The sequence below is a fragment of the Aquimarina sp. BL5 genome (genome assembly GCF_003443675.1).
GTDB lineage: Bacteria > Bacteroidota > Bacteroidia > Flavobacteriales > Flavobacteriaceae > Aquimarina.
Genome location: NZ_CP031963.1, coordinates 4,398,467 through 4,416,150 on the forward strand (window position 1 = coordinate 4,398,467; position 17,684 = coordinate 4,416,150).

Below are 17,684 nucleotides of genomic sequence, written 5' to 3' on the forward strand. Positions count from 1 at the left end.
ACACAAGATGAAGCTACAATCATATATAACCGGTAAATGGGCTGAAGGTTCAGGTGATGGAGTCGTAATGAATGATGCCGTTACAGGAGAAATTATCGGGACATCTACAACGGAAGGCTTGGATATTCCAGAAGTTTTACAATACGGAAGAACTAAAGGAGGAGAAGTGCTGAGAAAAATGACTTTCCAAGAACGAGGAAACATGCTTAAATCATTAGCACTATATCTTACCAAAAGAAAAGAACAATTTTATGAATTAAGTTATAGATCTGGCGCAACACGCATTGATAGTTGGATTGATATAGAGGGTGGTTTTGGTAATCTTTTTGCGAATGCATCTCTGCGTAAATTATTCCCGAATCAATCCTATCACGTAGAAGGAGATCCGATTGATCTTTCGCGAGGTGGAAGGTTTATGGCGCATCACATTTTAGTACCTAAGCGTGGTGTAGCAGTTCATATTAATGCTTTTAATTTTCCAATTTGGGGAATGTTAGAAAAATGCGCTGTGAATTGGATGGCAGGAATGCCAGCAGTGGTTTTACCAGCTCCACAAACAGCATATCTAACGGAAGCTGTAGTAAGAGTTATTGTAGATTCTGGAATCTTGCCTGAAGGATCTTTGCAATTGCTAAGTGGAATGACTAAAAATATTTTGGATACAGTAGAATCTCAAGATGTAGTAACATTTACAGGTTCTGCTCATACAGGAAGAATCTTAAAAGCACACCCGAGATTGATAGAAGAGTCTGTACCATTTACTATGGAAGCAGATTCATTAAACGCTTGTATTCTAGGAGAAGATGCAATACCAGGTACGCCAGAATTTGATCTGTTTGTTAAAGAAGTCCGAAAAGAAATGACCGTAAAAACTGGTCAGAAATGTACTGCTATTCGTAGAATTATTGTACCATCAAAATTGGTGGGAGATGTACAAATAGCTTTAGGAAAACAATTAGATAAAGTAACCATTGGAGATCCACGATTGAAGGAAGTGCGAATGGGAGCATTGGCAAGTAGGCAACAAGTAGAAAGTTTTAGAAATAACGTTACTGAGATAGCAAAAACAGCACAAATAGTGTATGGCGATCTTGATAAAATCGAAACTGTTGGTGCAGATGCTCAAAAAGGAGCTTTTGTAAGTCCAATTCTGATGAGACAAGATAATCCGTTCCAACACACAGGTGTTCATGAAATAGAAGCTTTTGGACCAGTATCAACCATAATGCCTTATGATACATTGGATGATGCAATTACTTTATCTCAGATGGGTAAAGGGTCTTTAGTATCATCTATATTTACTTATGATGATCAGATTGCGAAAGAATATGTAGTAGGGGCAGCTTCTCATCACGGACGTATTTTGATTGGTAATAGAGAAAATGCAAAACAAAGTACAGGACACGGTTCTCCATTACCAATGCTTACTCACGGAGGGCCAGGAAGAGCCGGAGGAGGAGAAGAAATGGGAGGAATGCGTGGTATCAAACATTATATGCAGCGATGCGCAATACAAGGAACACCAACAACTTTAACAGAAGTTACCGGAATTTATCAGGCAAACTCAAAATATAAAGAGTCAGATAAACATCCTTTTGCTTATCATTGGGAAGATATCCAACCAGGAATGTCACTCAAAACACATAAGCGTACAGTAACGGATACAGATATTATCAATTTTGGAAACTTGACTTGGGATCATTTCTATGCCCATACAGATATCACTTCTTTAGAAGGAAGTATTTTCGAAAAGCGTACTGCTCACGGATATTTTATTCTAGCTGCGGCTGCCGGATTGTTTGTGTATCCTAATAAAGGACCTGTGGCAGCTAATTATGGATTAGAAGAATGTAGATTCTTACGCCCGATTTATCATAATGATACAGTGTATGTACGATTAACTTGTAAACAAAAAATAGATCGAGATCATCGTGGCAAAGAATTACCTAGTGGTATCGTAAAATGGTTCGTAGAAGTATTTGACCAAGAAGATGAATTAACAGCAATCGCTACAATTTTGACGATGGTACAAAAAAAATCACCATTTGTACAAGTAAATCGATCAAATATTAAAGGATATTTAGCAAAGCTAACAGAAGACACCAAACCTAAGTGGGGAACGATGACTGCTCAGCATATGTTAGAACATGTGGAGAAAACAATTAGGATTGGTGCTGGAGAAATTCAGGATTTTGAAATTGCAACACCAGAAGAGTATTTAGAAAAAGTACAAGAAATGGTGTATAATCATAAGCCAATGCCTAAGGGTCATAAGCATCCTTTAATGAAAGAAGGAGTATTAGAAGATTTGGTTCATGAAGATTTGACAACTGCCAAAATGAAATTGTTAGAAGCAATGGATGAATTTGAAATTTATTTCAAAGAAAACCCTGACGCAATTACTAAGAATGTTGTTTTTGGAGAAATGAATAAGTTCGAATGGGATCTATTAAACGTAAAACATCTAAACCATCATTTTTCGCAGTTTGGATTATTTGATTAGATAATTAGAAAATGAATGTCATCCTGAGCCTGTCGAAGGAAATTTTAGTTGGAAAGAATTTCGAGAAGCTTAGAATGAGAAAGAAGATAAATTGAAGTTAAACATATAAATATAGCCCTAATCATGCCCTCTCTTTATTAAGGAGAAGGATTCGGGGATAGGTTCATGACACAACCATACGTAAACATAGAAATAGAAAATGGAGTAGGAACCATAGAGTTTTTTCATCCAGCGCATAACTCTTTACCAGGAGATATTTTGGCAAAACTTGCCCAAACTATAACAGAGGCAGGAGATAATGATGCTATTAAAGTAATTATTCTAAAAAGTGGTGGGGATAGAACATTTTGTGCAGGAGCGAGTTTTAAGGAGTTGATAAATATCAATGATGCGGAAACAGGTAAGGTGTTTTTCTCAGGATTTGCCAATGTGATTAATGCTATGCGTAAGTGTCCAAAATTTATTATTGGACGTGTACAAGGAAAAACTGTTGGAGGAGGAGTTGGAGTTGCATCTGCCACAGATTATTGTATGGCTACAAAATTTGCTTCCATCAAGTTAAGTGAATTGAATGTAGGGATAGGTCCTTTTGTTGTAGGACCAGCGGTAGAGCGTAAAATTGGGCTGTCTGCAATGACACAAATAGCTATTGATGCTAATTCATTTTATAATGCAGAATGGGCAAGAGATAAAGGATTATTTACAAAGGTTTTTGAAGATACAGAAACATTAGATACAGAAGTAAAGGCGTTTGCGGAGCATTTATGTACTTACAACCCTGAAGCAATGCAGGATATGAAAAAAGCCTTTTGGGAGGGAACTGAACATTGGGATACGATGTTGGCAGATAGAGCGATAATAAGTGGGCGATTGGTGCTGTCTGATTTCACAAAAGAAACATTGAAACGATTTAAATGATTTACAGTTTTAAAGGATATATACCAGTAGTGCACGAAAGTAGCTTTGTACATCCACTAGCAGCTGTAACCGGTAATGTAATTATTGGTAAGAATTGTTATATCGGTCCTGGAGCCGCCATACGTGGAGATTGGGGCGAAATTATCCTTGAAGATGGAGTGAATGTACAAGAAAATTGCACCGTGCATATGTTTCCTGGTAAATCTATAGTGCTCAAAGAAAGTGCTCATGTTGGTCACGGAGCGGTAATTCATGGAGCTAATTTAGGACGTAATTGCCTCATAGGAATGAATACGGTTATTATGGATGATGCGGAGATTGGAGATGAGTGTATCATTGGAGCTATGTCTTTTATAAAAGCAAATACCATTTTCCCTAAAAGAAGCTTGATTGTGGGTAATCCTGCAAAAGTTATCAAAGAAGTTAGTGATGAAATGATTAACTGGAAAACGAAAGGAACAAGGTTATATCAGCAATTACCAGCGAATTGCTTCGAGTCTTTAAGAGAGGTAGAACCATTAAGAGAGTTACCAAAAGATAGGCCAATGCAAGAGGCGTTTTATAAAACTTTAGAAGAATTTAAAAATAAGTAACATTCACACTGAGCTTATCGAGGTGATATCAAAAACAATAAATCAAATGTGGCCTTCGACAAGCTCAGGCTTACAATAAGAATCAATAACAAACTAACTAACATTAGTTAACTAAAATGTCAAGAGTAGAACTAAAAATGCCCAAAATGGGTGAAAGTATATCAGAAGCAACCATTCTTAACTGGTTAAAGAATGTAGGTGATTCTGTAGAAGAAGATGAAACCATTCTGGAAGTAGCTACTGATAAAGTAGATTCAGAAGTACCTTCTCCTTGTAATGGTGTTATATCCGAATTACTTTTTCAACCTAATGATGTGGTTGAAGTAGGAAAGGTTATTGCAATTATTGATGGAGATGCTAATCAAAGTTCTGAGGATGAAAACGGTAAAAAAGGAAAGCAAGAATCAACTATAACAGAGACACCAATAAAACCGGAGTTGTCAGTTCGAGCGGAATCGAGAACGGCAAATAGTTCTGATTTTAAGTTTAAGAACTCTGGAGATAATGATGGTTTCCTTTCTCCTCTGGTTATAAGCATTTCGCAAAAAGAAAATTTGACAATAGAAGAAGTGCAAAGTATTGCTGGAACTGGAGACGGTGGCAGAATTCGTAAGAGTGATGTGATGTTATACCTTAAAAACAGAAAATATCCATTACCTAGCAGACCGCAATCTGTTGCACCAAAATCCTCGTATAATGCACCTCCAATTTCATATGTAGAAGGAAAGGATCGTATCGTAGAAATGGATCGTATGCGAACGATGATTGCAGATCATATGGTGTATTCTAAACATACATCACCTCACGTAACAAGTTATATAGAAGTAGATGTTACAAACTTGGTAGATTGGCGGAATAAAGCGAAGCACGAGTTTTTAGAAAAGTATGGTGAGAAATTGACGTTTACTCCAATTTTTGTAGAAGCTGTAGCAAAGGCGATTCAAGAATATCCAATGATTAATGTTTCTGTAGATGGTAAGAAAATTGTAGTTCATAAAGACGTTAATGTGGGTATGGCAACAGCTTTACCTAGTGGAAATTTAATTGTTCCTGTGGTTAGAAATGCTAATGAAAAGAACTTATTAGGGCTAGCAAAAAATGTGAATCATTTAGCACATAGTGCTAGAAACAATGCTTTAAAACCTGATGAAATAGGAGGAAGCACCTTTACGATTTCTAATGTTGGAACCTTTGGTAGTTTAATGGGAACTCCAATAATAAATCAACCAGAAGTTGCCATTTTAGCATTGGGAATTATCAAGAAAAGACCAGAAGTAATAACTACGGAGAAAGGAGATGAAATTGCGATTAGAAGTATGATGTATTTATCATTATCATTTGATCATAGAGTGGTAGATGGATTTTTAGGAGGTTCGTTCTTGCGTAAAGTAGGAGATGAACTAGAAGCTTTTGATAGTAATAGAGAAACATAATTAATAACAGTAAAATGTCACACTGAGCTTGTCGAAGTGTAATCAATGTAGACTTTCAATTGGTCTTCGACAAGCTCAGACTGACATAAAAACAAAAAAATGCGCAAGGGATAGTAGTGACATCCTTTTGTCTTGTCACCCTGAGCTTGTCGAAGGGTTAACAAGTAAAAAAGATATAGCGAATAGCCCGATCCGCCTCAAGCGGGATGCGCCCAAAATAAATTAAAATGGAACAACAAATCAAAATTACAAGGATTGAAAACTCTAAACTAAAGGATATTGATTTTGATAATATTCCTTTAGGAACAACTTTTACAGATCATATGTTTATCTGTGAATATGAAAACGGAGCGTGGAATAATCCTAGAATTGAACCACTGCAGTTTATCCCAACACATCCTGCTGCAATGGCATTGCATTATGGACAAGCAATTTTTGAAGGAATGAAAGCTACCGTAGGTAAAGAGAATGTACCACTACTTTTTAGACCTGAAGAAAACGCAAAACGTTTTAACCATAGTGCTGTTAGATTAGGAATGCCCTCGGTTCCTGTGGATTTATTCGTTGAAGCAGTAAAACAAATTGTCGGAGTAGAACATAGCTGGATTCCTCCTCAGGACGGCAGTGCATTATATCTCAGACCTTTTATGTATGCCGATGAACCGTTCATTGGGATGCGAGCAGCTACGAGTTATAAATTCATTGTGATTTGTTCTCCGGCAGGGCCATTTTTTACTAAAAAAATCCGATTGTATGCGGAAACTGAGTACATAAGAGCAGCAGATGGAGGTACTGGTGAGGCAAAAGCAGCTGGAAATTATGCAGCGGCTATTCTTCCTACTGAAAAAGCGAAAGCAAAAGGATATGATCAGGTATTATGGTTAGATGCTAATGAACATAAATATATTCAGGAAGTAGGTACGATGAATATATTTTTCAAAATAGACGGTAAATTCATAACACCTTCTACAAATGGTTCTATACTGAAAGGAATTACGAGAGATAGTGTTATTGCTTTATTAAAAGATAAAGGTTTTGAGGTAGAAGAACGCCCAATAACAATTGATGAGTTAATCGCATATGCTGGAGCAGGAAAATTGGAGGAAGCTTTCGGTACGGGAACAGCAGTTGCTATTGCAATGATAGAAGCTATTGGTTATAAGGATGAGGTAATTACGTTGTCTGATAATAATCCGGTAAGTCAGGATATAAAAAACACATTAGATGGGATTAAGACTCAAAAAGTAGATGATAAATTTGATTGGATTATACCTGTTTCGATAGAAGAGAAGGTAGGATAAGTATTAATGATGAACTAAAATTCATGATTACGAGTAATCGTAACTCACAAATCGTATATCAAAAACTAAAGAGAGATGTTAGCTGAAAAAACAATAGCAAAAGAAGTTCTGAAAAACGCATTTAGTACGCTTTGTACTGCTAAAAGTATGACAGAACTATATGAAGAAAATTTTAAGACGGTTTCAAAATATGTTCACGCAACATCCAGAGGACATGAAGCTATTCAGATTGCTGTAGGGATGCAATTATTACCTCAGGATTATGCCTTTCCGTATTATAGAGACGATTCAATGTTATTAGGAATCGGAATGAAACCTTATGATTTGATGTTGCAATTGTTGGCGAAAAAGAACGATCCTTTTTCTGGAGGAAGAACCTATTACTCGCATCCAAGTTTAAATGATGATGATAAACCAAAAATTCCTCATCAATCCTCTGCAACAGGTATGCAGGCAATTCCTGCTACCGGAGTGGCTTTGGGAATGCAGTATAAGGAATTGGTAGGTATCGATCATACTGGTTTTCATATGAGTGAGATATCAAAACCATCTCTGATGGAGAGTGAGATATCCAAATTACCACTTGTGGTATGTTCGTTAGGAGATGCATCAGTGACCGAAGGAGAAATAGCAGAGGCATTCCAGATGGCAGCTTTAAAGCAGTTGCCAATAATGTATTTGGTGCAGGATAATGGTTGGGATATTTCTGCAAATGAAGCTGAAACAAGAGCGCAAAGCGCCTACGAGTATGCAGCTGGATTCCTTGGATTGGATGCTATTACTATTGATGGAGCAAACTTTACGGAGAGCTATTTGGCGGTTCAAGAAGCGATTCGAATTATAAGAGAAGAAAGAAGACCTATTTTAGTTCATGCAAAGGTGCCATTACTAAATCATCATACATCAGGAGTACGAATGGAATGGTATCGAGATGATCTAGAAGAAGCTAGATCAAGAGATCCATACCCTGTATTACGAAACCAACTGTTAGAAGCAGGTTTTGCAGAAGATGAAGTAAATAATATTGAAGCTGAAGCACAACAAACAGTTGCGAACGATCTTCAGGAAGCAATGAAAGCAGAAGATCCAAAACCAGAAGATTTGTTCACTCATGATTTTGCTCCAACACCAATTCTAGAAGAAGCTGGAGAACGATCTCCTTCTGATAAAGATGAGGTGGTAATGGTAGATTGTGCGCTTTTTGCTGTAGAAGAGTTGATGAAGAAGCATAAAGAATGTTTGTTATATGGTCAAGATGTTGGAGGGCGATTAGGTGGAGTGTTTAGAGAAGCGGCTACATTAGCACAAAAATTTGGTGATGAGCGTGTTTTTAATACACCTATCCAAGAAGCATTTATTGTTGGGTCCACTGTAGGAATGTCTGCTGTTGGCTTAAAACCGATTGTAGAAGTACAATTCGCAGATTATATTTGGCCAGGTTTAAACCAATTATTTACAGAAGTAAGTAGATCTTGTTATTTATCAAATGGAAAATGGCCAGTATCTATGATATTAAGAGTGCCAATTGGGGCATATGGTAGTGGAGGCCCTTATCATTCATCTTCAGTTGAATCTGTAGTGACAAATATCAGAGGAATCAAAATAGCTTATCCTAGTAATGGAGCTGATCTAAAAGGTTTGATGAAAGCTGCATATTATGATCCTAACCCAGTTGTTATTCTGGAGCATAAAGGATTGTATTGGTCCAAAGTAAAAGGTACTGATGCCGCTAGAACTATTGAACCATCAGAAGATTATATATTGCCTTTTGGGAAAGCCAATGTTGTACAACAAATATGGCCACAAGATGAAACGGAGACATTAACTGTCGTTACATACGGAATGGGAGTGCATTGGGCATTGAATGCGACAAAGGATCTGAAAGATGTAGTAGAGATTATAGATTTACGTACCCTATATCCATTAGATGAGGAAACTATTATGGAATCTGTAAAAAAGACTAAGAAGTGTTTAGTAGTAACAGAGGAACCAACTAATAATTCTTTTGCAAGAGCATTATCTGGAAAAATTCAGGAAGAGTGTTTCCGTTATCTGGATGCACCGGTAATGACCATAGGTTCTGAGAATATGCCAGCTATCCCCTTAAATAGTACATTAGAACAGACTATGATTCCTTCTACAGAAAAAGTAAGAAAGAAGATAGAAGAGGTATTGGGATATTAGGTTTATTTTTTTCTGAAAATTCCAAAAAGTTCACTTCCTTGTCTTTTTTTGGAATTGAGTTACAACACCTCTCAAAGGTAATAACCTTAAGTTGTTTTTGTAAATAAGATAGGTATAATTCTTTGTCACCGCCGAATGGACGTTTTTCCATATCTCCCGTTAAAGGAATATCAAACTATAGACCAACAAGTTTTCCTTTTGATTTTAAAAGACTGGATATTTGGGATGCATATTCAAAACGTTTTTTTGTTGTAGGAACAAAAGAACAAAAGAAAGTTTGTTCTATTATTAAATCATAAAGACCTTTATGAGTGAAGAAATCTCCAAGAATTAATTATGATTCTGGAAATTCAGGGAGTCTTTCTGAAAATGTAATTAACGGTTTTTCGGAAATGTCAAGCACAAAAATATTTTTGAATCCTTGTTTGAATAAATATTCAGCTTCATATGCATTTCCTGCTCCAGGAATCAATTAACTAATATCTTTATTAGTTAATTGATCAATATATTCTTTTAAGTGGTGTAGATATGTAACCGATATCCCAACCTGTGTGATTTTCAATATATCGTTGTGTCCAATATTGCTGTTCTTCTGATTTATTTATACGCATATACCCAAATAAAATAAATTAGTAAAAATGATTTCATAATAATATGTTATCATTTTTAAATCATATGTATTATCACTTATCACAAGGTAAAGGTAAATTTGATTTCACACAGGTATCAATTTTTTACAAAGGTTTATTATGAAATTTAACTCCTCTTTATTAATGGTGCTCTTTCTTTTTATAAGTTTTAGTACCTCTGCTCAGTTAGCCATTGAGCATTATCAACCGCCAATGACTCTGGAGAGTATGATCAATTATGAATTTAAGGTAAAATATACGTCAGATAGGGATATCAACATTTTTTTTGAATTTAAAAAAGCTCCAGATCAGAGTTTCGGTTTTGCAAATGTTCGTGCTCAAGCTGGTACCGATCAAATTATAACTGTACCTATAACAGCTAATAGTCTTCCTCCTGAGGGGAATGATTATTTTATAAGAACTTATTTTTTCGAAAACGGTTCCATTGTTACCGGAACAGTTACAGATGTCACTGGTATCGAAATGACAATAAATGTTACAGAAGATAAAGTAGACTTTAAACGGCCACCTACACAACTTTTTAGTCAGACAAATTATAATATTGACTTAGCTTATGAAGCTGTTCAGGAAAGAGATCTTATCTTAGAATTATGGTCTGGAGCAGGTAAATTAGGAGAAGTGAGGAAAACAGTTCCAGGTGGAGCAAATACCGAAACTCTAACATTAATGATGAATCAAGCTCCAAATATAGGAGAAGGTTATTTTTACAAAGCTTTTGTTGTACCTACTGGAGAGACTACGGCAGCCGCTACAGCTATAGCGAATGATTTTACCGGAGTATCTGTTGTCGATTTCTTAGGAGATCCCTGTGGTGATGAAATCGAAGAAGCAAATGGTTTAGTAATTATAGAAGCAGAGGATTTTGATATTAGTGGAACTGCGTGGCAACGCAGGACATTAAAAACACAATATACTGGGATAAGTTACTTAGAATGGTTAGGGAATGATTTTTTTAACACCCCTGGTAATGGTCTTATTTCCGCGAAAATTAAGATAACTAAAACAGGTAAATATCGTTTCCAATGGAGAAATCGTGTAGGATTTGGAAATAGTGGAAGTGAACATAACGATAGTTGGCTAAAATTTCCTGATGTTCCTCCAGAAGATTTTTATGGCGAAAAACCAGGTGGTGCCAGAACGTATCCAAGAGGATCTGGACTAACACCTAATCCCAGAGGTGCAGGAGACCAAGGTTGGTTTAAAATATATGCTAATAGTTTAGATTGGAATTTCAATGCGACTACAGGTGACTTTGAAGATGGTAGGCCTGTTTATGTAGAGTTTGATGCTCCTGGAACGTATACCTTACAAATATCGGGAAGATCTAAAAACCATTTGATTGATAGAATAATACTACATAATGAAGTGTCTAATCCTACAGATTTAGATACTACTCCATCAAATTGTTCCAGTGTATTAGGAGTATCGGATTTTAGTCTGAGTGATTTTGGGATTATATCATATCCCAATCCAGTTTCGGATGTTTTATTTATAAATGGACTTGAGTTGGGAGATATGGTAGACATATTGGATGTATCCGGTCGAGTAGTTATAAAAGAAGGTCGTGCGGGAAAAGAAGCTGTAAAAGATATTAATATAGCGCATCTAGTTTCTGGAATGTACTTTTTGAGAGTTCGAAAAAAAGGAACACAAGGGATTATAATTGAATAACAATATGTAGGATAAAAGCTACATTGTTTTAATAATAAATTATAAAAAACGTTAAAAAGAGTATTTTTTTAGATAAAACACACAAAAAACTTTGTAAACTAAAAAATAGTTGTATCTTTATACCAGAGTTAATGAGTTAGCGCTTTCATTTCCCCCAAGATGAAAGCCAATTATAAAAAGTGAGTTTTAATTTTAGAATAAGCCCCTAAATTAAGATGATTTGTGTGAAGAAAAAGAGCGTGGAGACGCTCTTTTTTGTTTTTAATAAGTTTCGGCGAATATATAATTAGTGATCTTTCTATTCTTTTTTTCGTATTGTTTTTTAATCAATATAACTGCTTCTTAATATTCAATAGAAATTAGTCTTTATGAAAAGAAGGTCATCTTTTTAATGTGTTTTTAGAACAAGTAAAAAAATGTTAAGTTTTTGACAAACCGTTTTTTGTTTTCTATTTGTTTGTCTTGGATGGTTTTTTCTAAAAAAAAATAGTAGGGTGTTTTGATTGATATGTGTTTTAAGGTTGTAAAAAACAAAAAAATAAAATTAATCATGAAAAAAATCTTTTTATTACTAGTCGTTTCAATTTCTGTATGCATGACATCTTGTAAATCTGATGATGACGCTGCCGGACCAGCAGATACCCAGGATAAATTTATTGGAGTTTGGAAAATAACTCAAGAGTTTGAGAATGGTGTAGAACAAACATTAGAAACCTGTGATCTAGAATCTAGATTAACAGTTACAGATGATCAGAAATATAGTGGCGCTTCATACGATTTAGAAAACGAAACATGCGTTTTGCAAGAAACACTAACTGGCGGTTGGGAAAACCTTGGAAGCAACAAATATAAAATTACTCCCGACTTAGACGGGGAAGAAGCTATAGAAGCTACCATAACATTTTCCGGCAACACAATGACCATAGTTACGAATGACGAAGATGGAGAACTTAAAGAAATATTAACTAGGGTATAATATGTTCCAATAAGTAAAACCGTAAAATGTTACGGTTTTACTTATTCTCAACTTAAAAGTTAAAACGTAAAACTAAATCAGGAGTAAATCGTAAAGATTCATTGTCAAAACTTTCAATGAAAAAATTAAAATTATTATCTACGTTCTCACGATATGTTTGACTAATTACATTTTTTCTATTGTAGATGTTTCTTAACGAAAGACCAATCATTCCGTTCCAATCTTTTTGTTTATCAAATTTAAAACGATACACTGCAGAGGCGTCTAGTCGATGGTAATCTCTAAACCTACTGGAATTAAGACCTCTAGGATCAATTACTGAACCGTCTTGATCATTATCATCTCTAATGATTCTAGTAAATGGTCTTCCGGTAGCGTAATTCCAACCCAAAGCAAATTCAAAATGGTTAACTTTTAAAGTTTGTGAGAAGTTAAATACATGACGTTGATCAAAATCTCCATTATAATATGACTCTTGTATTAATGGGAAAGAATTAATCGTTTTGCTTAATGAATATCCTGCCCAAAATCTATAATTATTAATTCTCTTTTTTATTAAAAAATCAACTCCTATTCTTTCTTCTTTTCCATAAAAAACATCTATTTCAGAATCATCATCAGATAAACCTAATTCCAAAACTATATTGCTTAATGAAGATATATCAGTAATTTTTTTATAATAGCCTTCTATGTCAAAATTCCAGCCTTGATAACTGTATAGAGCTCCAAGAGTAAATTGCATACTTTTCACAACACGTAAGGAAAGATCATCTCCATCTGCTTCCGTGCCCGTACTAGAATTGTTAGAAAGAATCCATACATTATCAGAAACAGGTAATGCCTCTACCTCTCCACCAAAGGTACTGTTATAAGTAAGGTAGTTATTAAGTTGTTGGTTTTTTAGTTCAGCAGAAGTATTTAGTGTAAAATTATCCCACAATTCATAAGAAGAAAACATTCTAGGCTCTACAAAAAAACTATTAGCATTACTTAATTGCGATCCTCTTACTCCAACATTAATATATGTTTTAGGAGTTTTATAGTTATATTCAGAATAGATAGTATGATTAGTTCCGTTTCCGTTAATTGCCGATCTATCTTCTGTTTCGAAAAAATTATCTGAGATTTTATCGATGAGCTCAAATTCAGTTTGATTATACGTAAATTGATAACCGAGATTTATAGAATTATTTTTTGAAATAGGCATACGTAGCGAATATTCTCCTCCAATATCTTTTATTCTATTGTTAATAGTTTCATTTTCTTTAATAGAATTATCTGTAGTTTCTCGTTCATCAATTAAGTTATAACGCTGATCATAAGAAGAGAAGTAAAAATTTATATTTTGTTTAATATTATTATAATATTTTTTATCCCAGTTTAGACTAAAACCTAGATTTCTTATCTTAAGTATATCTTTAACTAAAGTCTCATTGTTAGAAGGTGTTACTATTATTGTCTTATTATTGTCAAGTCTGTTTTCTGCAAAAATAGAACTGAATTTTAGTGTATTATTATCATTAGGTTTCCATAACATCTTGAAATTAGTATCAGAAAAAGAAAAATCGTCTTCTCTAGAACGTTCTTCTGCTGTTTCTACATCATCGATGTCAGGAATATTGGCCCGTGTATTCTGAAAAACTTTTCTAACAAGATTGTTATAAGCGATATTCTGATACACATCTGTAGTAGATCTTCGGCCAGCAAGCATAATCCCAAATTTTTTGGATAAAGGAAGTTTTATGTATGCATCTGTATGAGTAAGATTAAGACCGCCTCCAACTTTAAGTTTTTCGGTAAGATTATCATCGGATTGTATATTGATTACTCCAGAAATTCTATCTCCATAACGTACACTAGTTCCTCCACGGTAAACTGTTACATTTTTAGTGATAAAGGGATTAAATGTAGAAATTTGATTAAAAAAATGACCGTTTTGATACATTTTAATTCCATCCCAAAGCACTAAATTCTGACCTGGTGTACCTCCACGGATGTAAAGTCCAGCTGGATCTTCTGTTGGACTATTAATTCCAGGGAGTAATTGTAAACTTTGTAATACGTCGGGTTCTACAAGACCTGGAAGAATTCTAAGCTTCTTAGTAGATACAGTAATAGCAGCATCCTGATTTTTCTGTATCCCACCTGTTAAATATTCTTTTACAAGTACTTCACTAAGATTTTGAATCGCTGGTTGCAATCTAATCGTGTCACAATCTACATCGGATAATTCCGAAATTTTGACTGTTTTATTTTTATATCCTAAATATGATATAGTTATAGAATCAGAAGGATGAAGTTGTAATCTAAAAACACCTTTATTATTAGTGATCCCTATAGTTTGGTTATTTGAAAGTATATCTGCCTGCGGTAATTCAAATTTAGAAGCAGCATCTACCACTACAGCACAGATATCTATAACTTTAGTATTCTTTATTAAAATAAAATCGGTTTCGCTTACTTGTTGTAATAAATAAGAAGTCCGAAGTTCTATTATCTGTTGTAAAGATGTAATAGATAGGTTTCTCTTTTGTAATTCTAATGAAACATTTTCGATAGCAGTAACATCATAAGAGAAATTGAACTCTAGCTGGTTCTCAAAAACTTTTAGGATATTTATCAGAGACATCCTTTTAGTGGTTACTGGTAAATTCACTTCTTGTGAATAGCCTATAACCGAAAAGAAAAGTATTAATAATGTAGTTAGTTTTATGAATCTCACTTATTTCTTAGGGCTAATTTTTTGAAGATTTAAATATAGCTATTATTAATGATTCTAAACTTAGTAATAGGTTTTTGAATAATAGCTAACGAATTGTAGACTCATTAAAAATTAAAACGAAGTACAAAATCTGGGGTAAAACGTAAAGACTTATTTTCAAAACCTTCTAGGTAAAAATTAAAATCTTCATCCTGAATTTCCCTAAAACCTTGGCTAATGGTATTTTTTCTGTTATAGATGTTTCTTAGCGAAATTCCAATCATTCCCATTCCATTTGCACCTTCTGATGTATTTAAAGCAAATCTGTAGGTAACAGAGGTATCTAATCTGTGATAAGGTTTAAATCTGCTAGAATTAATTCCCTTAGGATCAATAAATGCACCATCAAGGTCATCATCATCTCTAAAAATTTTAGTAAAAGGTCTTCCAGAAGCATAGTTCCAGCCTAGGGAAAACTCAAACTTCTTAACTTGTAGGGTTTGCGAAAGATTGAATACATGGTGTTGATCATAATTACCATTATAATAAGAATCTTGTACAAATGGAAAAGATGTAATGGTTTTACTTAATGAATAACCAGCCCAAAATCTATAATTATGAATCCTTTTTTTTAATAAAAAATCGACTCCTATTCGTTCTTCTTTTCCATAAAAAATAATGGTATCATCATCATCAGGAACGGCTAGATCTAATACTAAATCACTTAAAGAAGAAATGTCTGTTATCTTTTTATAATACCCCTCTAAGTCAAAATTCCAACCTTTATAGGTGTATAAAGCTCCTAACGTAAATTGCATACTTTTTACAACATTAATAAACGGAACATTTACTTCTTCGTTGTTTGAAGAATTATTAGAAAGAATCCAAACATTATCCGCAACAGGAAGTGTTTTAATCGTTCCAAACGCACTATTATAAGTAAGGTAATTATTAAGCTGTTGGTTTTTTAGTTCCGCAGAAGTACTAAGTGTAAAGTCATTCCATAATTTATAAGAAGAAAACATTCGTGGTTCTATAAAAAAGGTATTTGCATTACTTACTTGTGATCCTCTCAAACCAATATTTACGAATGTTTTAGATGTTTTGTATTTGTATTCAGAATATATGGTATGGTTGGTACCATTACCATCAAGAGTAGTTCCGTCATCTTCAAATCCAGGATCATCAAGAAAAATAGTTTTAATTTCATATCCCGTTTGATTATAGGTAAATTGATATCCAACATCTAAAGATTCCTTTTTATTAAGAGGAAAGTGCACAGTATATTCACCCCCAATATCTTTTATTGTATTGTTATTAATTAAATTTTCTATAGAATTATTAAAAGTGCTTTTCTCGATATTATTATATCTCTGATCGTAGGATGAAAAATAGAAATTCATGTTTTGAGATATATCGTTATAATATTTTTTATCCCAATGTAAGCTAAACCCAAAATTTCTGATTTTAAGCACATCTTTAACTTCTGCTTCAATATTAGCTCCTGGGACCAAAATAGTTTTATTATTATCAAGTCTATTTTCTGCAAAGATAGAACTGAACTTTATCTTGTTATTATCATTCGGTTTCCAAAGAATTTTAAAGTTACTATCAGAAAAAGAAAAATCATCTTGTCTAGAGCGTTCTTCTGGAGTTGCCCCTTCACCGTTATCAGGAATGTTAGCACGTGTGTTCTGAAATACCTTTCTTACTAAATTATTATAAGCAATATTCTGATACAAATCGGTTGTAGATCTCCGACCAGCAAGCATCAATCCTACTGTTTTAGATAAAGGAACTTTTATATATGTGTCTAAATGAGTTAGATTAAGACCTCCTCCAGCTTTCACTTTTTCCAGAAGATCATCATCAGATTCTATAGCAATCACTCCGGATATTCTATCCCCATAGCGTACGCTAGTACCTCCTCTATATACAGTTGTGTTTTTTGTGATAAAAGGATTAAATGTGGAGATTTGATTGAAAAAATGACCATTATGATACATTTTTATTCCATCCCAGAGCACTAAATTTTGGCCTGGTGTTCCTCCACGGATGTATAATCCAGCAGGATCTTCTGTAGGACTATTAATACCAGGGAGTAATTGTAAACTCTGTAAAACATCTGGTTCTACAAGTCCAGGAAGAATTCGAAGTTTTTTAGTGGATATACTTACAGATGCATCTTGATTTTTCTGTATACCTCCTGTAGGTATTCTTTTACTAAAACCTGCCCTAAATTCTGAATTTCTGGCTGTAATCTAATAGTATCACAATTAGCAGTAAACCTAGAGATTCTGACTGTTTTGTTTTTGTATCCTAAATACGATATGGATATGGAGTCAGAAGGATGAAGTTGTAATTTAAAAACACCTTTGTTGTTAGTAAGTCCAACGGTTTGGTTATTAAAAAGAATATCTGCTTGTGGGAGTTCAAATAGAGAGATGGCATCTACAAGCACACCACAAATATCAACTACTTTGGTGTTCTTGACCAGAATATAATCGATCTCACTTACTTTTTGTAATAGATAAGAAGTCTGAAGTTCTATTATTTTTTGTAATGATCTGATAGACAGACTTTCTTTTTGTATATCTAAGAAAATATTCTTCGCAGCATCTACATCATAAGAAAGATTGAATTGCAGCTGATTTTCGAAAGCTTTTAAAACCTTTTCTAAAGACTGGTTTTCAGACGTTTTTGGTAGATCCACTTTTTGGGAATAACCTAAAACTGTATAAAAAAATATTAAAA

Annotated in this window: 12 protein-coding genes; 9 read left to right on the forward strand and 3 right to left on the reverse strand. The window is 34.2% G+C overall.

Annotation, left to right across the window (positions count from 1 at the left end):
* Nucleotides 1–7: 7 nt before the first annotated feature.
* The 9 genes from paaZ (at nt 8) to D1818_RS18255 (ending at nt 12,229) form a co-directional block, all read left to right on the forward strand.
* Nucleotides 8–2,503: a phenylacetic acid degradation bifunctional protein PaaZ gene (paaZ, locus tag D1818_RS18215; RefSeq protein ID WP_118460474.1), complete on the forward strand. Its 2,496-nt coding sequence runs from the start codon at nt 8–10 to the stop codon at nt 2,501–2,503.
* Nucleotides 2,504–2,668: 165 nt separating this feature from the next.
* Entirely contained in the window at nt 2,669–3,421 is a 753-nt protein-coding gene (locus D1818_RS18220) for an enoyl-CoA hydratase/isomerase family protein (protein WP_118460476.1), read from the forward strand.
* On the forward strand, nt 3,418–4,014 hold the full coding sequence (locus D1818_RS18225; protein ID WP_118460478.1) for a transferase hexapeptide repeat family protein: 597 nt from the start codon (nt 3,418–3,420) through the stop codon (nt 4,012–4,014). Before D1818_RS18220 ends, D1818_RS18225 begins: the two co-directional genes overlap by 4 nt.
* Nucleotides 4,015–4,160: 146 nt before the next feature.
* Nucleotides 4,161–5,447 (forward strand): dihydrolipoamide acetyltransferase family protein, encoded by a 1,287-nt coding sequence (locus D1818_RS18230; RefSeq protein WP_233558478.1) that lies wholly within the window; start codon nt 4,161–4,163, stop codon nt 5,445–5,447.
* Nucleotides 5,448–5,674: 227 nt separating this feature from the next.
* Entirely contained in the window at nt 5,675–6,748 is a 1,074-nt protein-coding gene (locus tag D1818_RS18235) for a branched-chain amino acid aminotransferase (RefSeq protein ID WP_118460482.1), read from the forward strand.
* 75 nt (nt 6,749–6,823) lie between these two features.
* Nucleotides 6,824–8,932 (forward strand): thiamine pyrophosphate-dependent enzyme, encoded by a 2,109-nt coding sequence (locus D1818_RS18240; RefSeq protein WP_118460484.1) that lies wholly within the window; start codon nt 6,824–6,826, stop codon nt 8,930–8,932.
* Between the two features lie 311 nt (nt 8,933–9,243).
* Nucleotides 9,244–9,408, forward strand: a complete 165-nt coding sequence (locus tag D1818_RS25945) for a hypothetical protein (RefSeq protein ID WP_158596863.1) — start codon at nt 9,244–9,246, stop codon at nt 9,406–9,408.
* Nucleotides 9,409–9,681: 273 nt separating this feature from the next.
* Nucleotides 9,682–11,253, forward strand: coding sequence for a T9SS type A sorting domain-containing protein (locus tag D1818_RS18250; protein WP_118460486.1), 1,572 nt, complete (start codon nt 9,682–9,684; stop codon nt 11,251–11,253).
* 550 nt (nt 11,254–11,803) lie between these two features.
* A complete protein-coding gene (locus tag D1818_RS18255) occupies nt 11,804–12,229 on the forward strand; it encodes a lipocalin family protein (RefSeq protein ID WP_158596865.1) in 426 nt (141 codons plus the stop codon).
* Nucleotides 12,230–12,281: 52 nt separating this feature from the next.
* On the opposite strand, the gene D1818_RS18260 is transcribed toward D1818_RS18255, so the two are convergent.
* From D1818_RS18260 to D1818_RS18270, 3 genes are all read right to left on the reverse strand, one after another.
* On the reverse strand, nt 12,282–14,951 hold the full coding sequence (locus tag D1818_RS18260) for a TonB-dependent receptor plug domain-containing protein (protein ID WP_147406091.1): 2,670 nt from the start codon (nt 14,949–14,951) through the stop codon (nt 12,282–12,284).
* Nucleotides 14,952–15,055: 104 nt separating this feature from the next.
* Entirely contained in the window at nt 15,056–17,191 is a 2,136-nt protein-coding gene (locus D1818_RS18265) for a TonB-dependent siderophore receptor (RefSeq protein WP_118460492.1), read from the reverse strand.
* A complete protein-coding gene (locus D1818_RS18270; protein ID WP_120752360.1) occupies nt 17,104–17,643 on the reverse strand; it encodes a carboxypeptidase-like regulatory domain-containing protein in 540 nt (179 codons plus the stop codon). Before D1818_RS18270 ends, D1818_RS18265 begins: the two co-directional genes overlap by 88 nt.
* Between the last annotated feature and the right edge of the window lie 41 nt (nt 17,644–17,684).

What these genes read in the sequence shown, in the direction of transcription:
- paaZ (WP_118460474.1), top strand. Translation starts at nt 8, where the DNA reads ATGAAGCTACAATCATATATAACCGGTAAATGGGCTGAAGGTTCAGGT.
- D1818_RS18230 (WP_233558478.1), top strand. Translation starts at nt 4,161, where the DNA reads ATGGGTGAAAGTATATCAGAAGCAACCATTCTTAACTGGTTAAAGAAT.
- D1818_RS18235 (WP_118460482.1), top strand. Translation starts at nt 5,675, where the DNA reads ATGGAACAACAAATCAAAATTACAAGGATTGAAAACTCTAAACTAAAG.
- D1818_RS18255 (WP_158596865.1), top strand. Translation starts at nt 11,804, where the DNA reads ATGAAAAAAATCTTTTTATTACTAGTCGTTTCAATTTCTGTATGCATG.
- D1818_RS18240 (WP_118460484.1), top strand. Translation starts at nt 6,824, where the DNA reads ATGTTAGCTGAAAAAACAATAGCAAAAGAAGTTCTGAAAAACGCATTT.
- D1818_RS18220 (WP_118460476.1), top strand. Translation starts at nt 2,669, where the DNA reads ATGACACAACCATACGTAAACATAGAAATAGAAAATGGAGTAGGAACC.
- D1818_RS18225 (WP_118460478.1), top strand. Translation starts at nt 3,418, where the DNA reads ATGATTTACAGTTTTAAAGGATATATACCAGTAGTGCACGAAAGTAGC.
- D1818_RS18250 (WP_118460486.1), top strand. Translation starts at nt 9,682, where the DNA reads ATGAAATTTAACTCCTCTTTATTAATGGTGCTCTTTCTTTTTATAAGT.